At 38.8% G+C, this 5,139-nt stretch carries 4 protein-coding genes; all 4 read left to right on the top strand.

Features of this window, described 5'->3' with window-relative positions; translation table 11 throughout:
• Positions 1-261: 261 nt before the first annotated feature.
• Positions 262-993, top strand: coding sequence for a GntR family transcriptional regulator (locus tag ABZB17_RS20270; protein WP_372653045.1), 732 nt, complete (start codon positions 262-264; stop codon positions 991-993).
• Positions 994-1,290: 297 nt separating this feature from the next.
• Entirely contained in the window at positions 1,291-1,896 is a 606-nt protein-coding gene (locus tag ABZB17_RS20265; protein ID WP_372653043.1) for an RNA polymerase sigma factor, read from the top strand.
• An 81-nt stretch (positions 1,897-1,977) separates the two neighbouring features.
• Positions 1,978-3,144 carry a FecR family protein gene (locus tag ABZB17_RS20260; RefSeq protein WP_372653040.1) on the top strand — a complete coding sequence of 389 codons (1,167 nt, stop codon included), beginning with the start codon at positions 1,978-1,980 and terminating at the stop codon, positions 3,142-3,144.
• Between the two features lie 209 nt (positions 3,145-3,353).
• Positions 3,354-5,139 (top strand): SusC/RagA family TonB-linked outer membrane protein (locus ABZB17_RS20255; protein WP_372653037.1); only part of this gene is annotated, 1,786 nt, incomplete at its 3' end.

Raw genomic sequence — 5,139 nt, 5'->3', positions numbered from 1 at the left:
TTGAGAGAACTAAATTTCAAAATGACAAAGAACGTTTTAGGCTTAATGAGCCAAATTTGTTTAATTATTAACGTCCCAATTTTAATGGGACACTAGTGACATCTAAAATTAAATGAGATACAGAGAGAGATGAACGCACCATGTTCATACATTTAATTCTTTGTGCAAACATATACATATTTTTAAAAACTTAAAATATTGAGGAATATATTTTATTTTATTGTGTTTAGCGTATCTTTGGGCGCAGATTAATGTATAAACATGAAGTTGAACATAGATCATAAAAGTCAAACACCATTACATATACAAGCTGAAGCGCTTCTTCGGGAAATGATTCAGCAGGCAGAATACCAAAACGGAAAGTTACTTCCCAACGAAGTCGACCTGTCTAAACAACTCAATATTTCGAGAAATACTTTACGCCAGGCGATTAATAAACTGGTTTACGAAGGATTACTCATCAGAAAGAAAGGTTATGGCACAAAAGTGGCTGCAAAAGGCATACCGGGACGGGCAAAAAACTGGTACAGTTTTTCGCAGGAAATGCAGGCGTTGGGGATTCAGGTTCAGAATTTCGAGCTACATATAAGCTGGCAAAATGCCAATAAAGAAGTCAGCTCCTTTTTTAAGGTAGAACCCGACAAGCAAGTTCTTACACTGGAACGATTACGAGGGAAAAAAGACTTTCCCTTTGTTTACTTCATCTCCTATTTCAACCCAGAACTGGGCATCAGCAGCGATGAAAATTTTGCCAATCCGCTGTATGAGATCCTAGAAAAAAAATACAATGTAAAAGCATCACTTTCGTACGAAGAGATTAGCGCTATAAAAGCAACACCCTTTTTATGCAAAAAGCTAAACATTCCGAACGACGACCCGGTTCTTTTTCGACGCCGGTTGGTGTACGACGAGAACAAACGCCCAATCGAGTTCAACCTGGGATATTACCGCGGCGACAGTTTTGTATTTTCGGTGGAGAGTGAACGCAAATAACTGCAGAAATATACAGCCCATTAAGTTTATCATTCCCGATCGTTCTGATTTCTTAGTTCTGATTGATTCAGAAAAATAAAAAACCAAAAGTCCACACCCTTTGTTTTAAATTGGACCTTAGCCAATAAGTGAATCGTTAAAAACGATAGTGATATAGAAAAACGCCTCTAAATAAAAGTGTGCATGTCCATAAAAAATAATGCCACCAGACATGTAAAACGACAATAATGAGGTCTAAATATCATTTTATGTATATTCGCATCATAGTTTAGAGGGACAATTACATTTTGGGGACAGATGGCAAATAAAGAAAATCCTTCATATTTTCTTTGGGAGCGTTTTAAGAATGGTGACGATGATGCGTTTTACCGTATCTACGACCAGTATTTTAACGAACTGTACTCGTATGCCCTTAATTTTTCGAAAGACCAGGATTTTATAAAAGACTGCATCCACGACCTTTTTCTAAATCTTTATAAATACCGCAAAACACTTTCTTCAACAGATAACATTCAGTATTATCTGTTACGTTCGCTAAGACGGCTATTACATAAGGAAGGAACAAAAAAAAATACGCTTCTGCACGATGAGCAACTATTGCATTTGAACGACACACCGGTAATATCACTAGAGGATGAAATTATAGCCGACGAAACAAAAAAAGAAAATTTCAAGGCACTTGCCGATGTCATGAAAAAACTGACAAAAAAACAACAGGAAGCATTATCTCTAAAATTTGAACACAACTTAAGTTACCCCCAAATTGCCGACACTTTAAACATCTCGGTTGAATCGGCCAGAACAATGATATACAGAACATTAAAAGAGTTACGCAAAGCCATTAAAAAAGGAAAAACGAGTAACTCCATACTACTGTTTTTTATGCTTAGAAACCGAATTTAGACCGGGTAGACAATTTTTTTTATTTTTTTTGTCTATGTTTTTACTTCCATCCACTTTATGTAGATGTAGATTAAAACCATAATGGATAACAACGAAGTAAAAAAGGCATACGATATTTTGGCTGATGAAAAATTCAGTATCGATTCGACCGTTGAAAAAATTGAAAATAAAAAAGAATCGGAAACTGAGGAATTAGAGTTGGCCAGCACTATTTATTCCTTTCTGACTTCTTATAAAAAAACTCCCTCATCTCAGGATAAAGAAAATGTCCGGGCGCAGCTCCGTTCTTCAATTCAACAGGATAAACGGAAAAAAACACTTGCGCGCTGGACCGTGGCCGCCTCATTTCTTATTGTTATGTTTTCGGTGTGGCAGGTACAACGCACAGTTGATACAAGCGACTTCGACATTCTGGTTGAAACCATGCAACTCTCGCAACCCGATACTGCAACACAACTTATACTTCAGGATGGTCGCCAGGTTTTAATTGCCGAAGAAGAATCGAAGATCTTGTACGACGAAAAAGGAGAGAATATTACCATCGATTCTACTCAAAAAATTACGCAATCGTTAGAAAACAAAAAGCCTGTTTTTAATACGCTGGTTGTTCCCTACGGAAAACGTACACAAATTACGCTTGCCGACGGATCGAGAGTATGGCTGAATTCAGGATCGAAATTGGTATACCCCGCAACGAATACAGGCAACAAACGCGAAGTATACATTGATGGTGAAGCCATTTTTAATGTTGCACATATTGATAACAAACCGTTCTATGTAAATACCAAAGATTTTAAAATCAAGGTATTGGGAACAGTTTTTAATGTAAACGCCTACGAAGATGATAACAATAGTGGTACTGTTCTGGCGGAAGGAAAAATAGAAATCAGTTCGAATAACAATACATTGTTTAATAACGAGAAAAGAACAATTTTACCCGGAACACGAATTGTTTACAACAACAACACGGAACGTTTTGAGGAAAGCCAGGTTAATGTAAAAAACTATTTATCGTGGCGCGACGGCTACCTGATTCTTGAAAAAGAGCCACTTGAAACCATTCTTAAAAAAATATCGCGCTATTACAATGTTGATATAGAATTACAAAATGCGGCTATTGGCAAAGAAACATTCTCGGGAAATTTAAACCTAAGAAACACCGCAGAAGAGGTGCTGAACATTATAGCTGAAACCACTCAGATTAAACTAAATAGAGAAAACAATAAGCTAATCATAAATCTAAACTAGTTAAGCCTATGTAAAACCACTTGTTTTTGTCTTAAAAAAAATGAGAAAGCCTGCAGATGCTGGAACATCTGCAGGCTGTAAAAATTAATCAACATTGCTGCCAGGCAATGTATTTTAAAATTTATAAATCAAACAAATTTATGAAAAAAAGTAAAACGAGGTATCCCTATTGCTCTTTGGGCAAAGGAGGCACCCAATTTCTTCGGATTATGAGGATTACAATCTTTCTTTTGCTCGTTGGAATGAGCAGTGTTTTTGCCAACACTACTTATTCTCAAAGTGCCAAATTTTCGTTCATGTTAAGAGATGTAACCGTAAAGCAGGTTTTTGAGAAAATTCAGGACCAGAGCGAGTTTAACATCTTTTACCGGGACAGTCAGGTTGATCTGGAAAGAAAAATCGATGTGATCGCTGATCAATCTTCGGTGGATGAAATTCTGGAACAAGTATTGGCCAATACCAATTTAACCTATAAAATAATCGACCGGCAAATTGTTCTGGTTCCCGTAAAAGAGACAAAGGAAGAAGAGCCTGCGGAACAGGACCAAAAACCTGTTAGCGGACGAATTATCGATAGCAAGGGACTTCCCCTGCCGGGAGTTTCTGTGGTTATCAAAGGTACTTCTAACGGAACGATTACAAATGTAGATGGTATTTATACTATAAATGCCCCGGAAGATGCTGTATTAACTTTTTCTTTTATCGGAATGCAAAACCAGGAAATTCCTGTTAATGAAGTTCCTCGCGACATTGTTTTGGAAGAAGCAACCACCGACCTGGATGAAGTAATGGTAGTTGGTTACGGTACACAGAAAAAGGCTTCGGTAGTTGGAGCTATTCAAAACATTAATCCGGGAGAATTACAGATTAGTTCATCAAAAAATATTTCAAACACTTTGGCCGGAAAACTGGCCGGTGTAATTGCGGTAACCCGTTCGGGCGAACCGGGATACAACCAGTCTAATTTCTGGATTCGTGGTATTTCTTCCTTCTCGGGAAGCACAAATCCGCTGGTATTGGTTGATGGTGTTCAGCGTTCGCTGGATGATCTGGATATTTCAGAGATCGAATCATTTTCGATACTTAAAGATGCTGCAGCAAGTGCCATGTACGGTGTACGCGGTGCAAACGGAGTAATTCTGGTAAATACCAAACGCGGAAAAATTCAGAAACCTGTTGTGAATGTTCGGGTTGAGCATGCTATAACTGCTCCAACACAAATGCCTGAGTTCATTGGTGCTGCCGATCATATGCAACTGCTAAACGATTTGGCTTCAGAAGAATTTAAAGTTCCGTATTACGAGCAACTGGCGATTGACCGTACCCGTAGCGGATATGATCCGGAATTGTATCCGAATGTGGATTGGATAAAGGCTATTTCGAAAGATCATGCCTACAACACCCGGGCAAACCTGAATGTAAACGGAGGCTCGGCCATGTTACGATATAACCTCACTGCCTCGGCGTATAATGAGGATGGTATCATGAAAAGAGACAATTCGCTTTCGTACGATACCAGCACAGGCTTAACACGTTACAACCTGCGTTCGAATGTAGATTTGAACCTGACAAAAACAACATCAATGCGACTGAGCGTTGGGGGTTATCTGCAGAAACTACGCAAACAGTCGAACGGAACAAATACCGTATGGGACTATGCTTTTGACACGCCGCCAATGGTACACCCGGCCATTTATGCCGATGGAAAAATTCCGGTGCGCAGTTCGAGGGTAAACCCATGGGCTTACCTTACCCAGTATGGATATGGCGTTTATACCAGCAGTAAACTGGAATCGCTTTTCTCATTAGAGCAAAAACTGGATTTTATTGCTGAAGGCTTAAGCACAAAACTGTCTTTTTCTTTCGATAACTACAGCTATAGCTCGTTAACCCGTAGTAAAAATCCAACTTATTATCTTCCGGCCACAACGCGCGATGATGAAGGGGAATTAGAGCTGACTTTATTAAGTTCAGGTTCTGAGTTCTTGAACTACG

The sequence above is a fragment of the Draconibacterium sp. genome, assembly GCF_041583095.1.
Taxonomy (GTDB): Bacteria; Bacteroidota; Bacteroidia; order Bacteroidales; family Prolixibacteraceae; genus Draconibacterium.
Note: the sequence above shows the minus strand (reverse complement) of the source record. Positions and strands in the feature narration are given on the sequence as shown.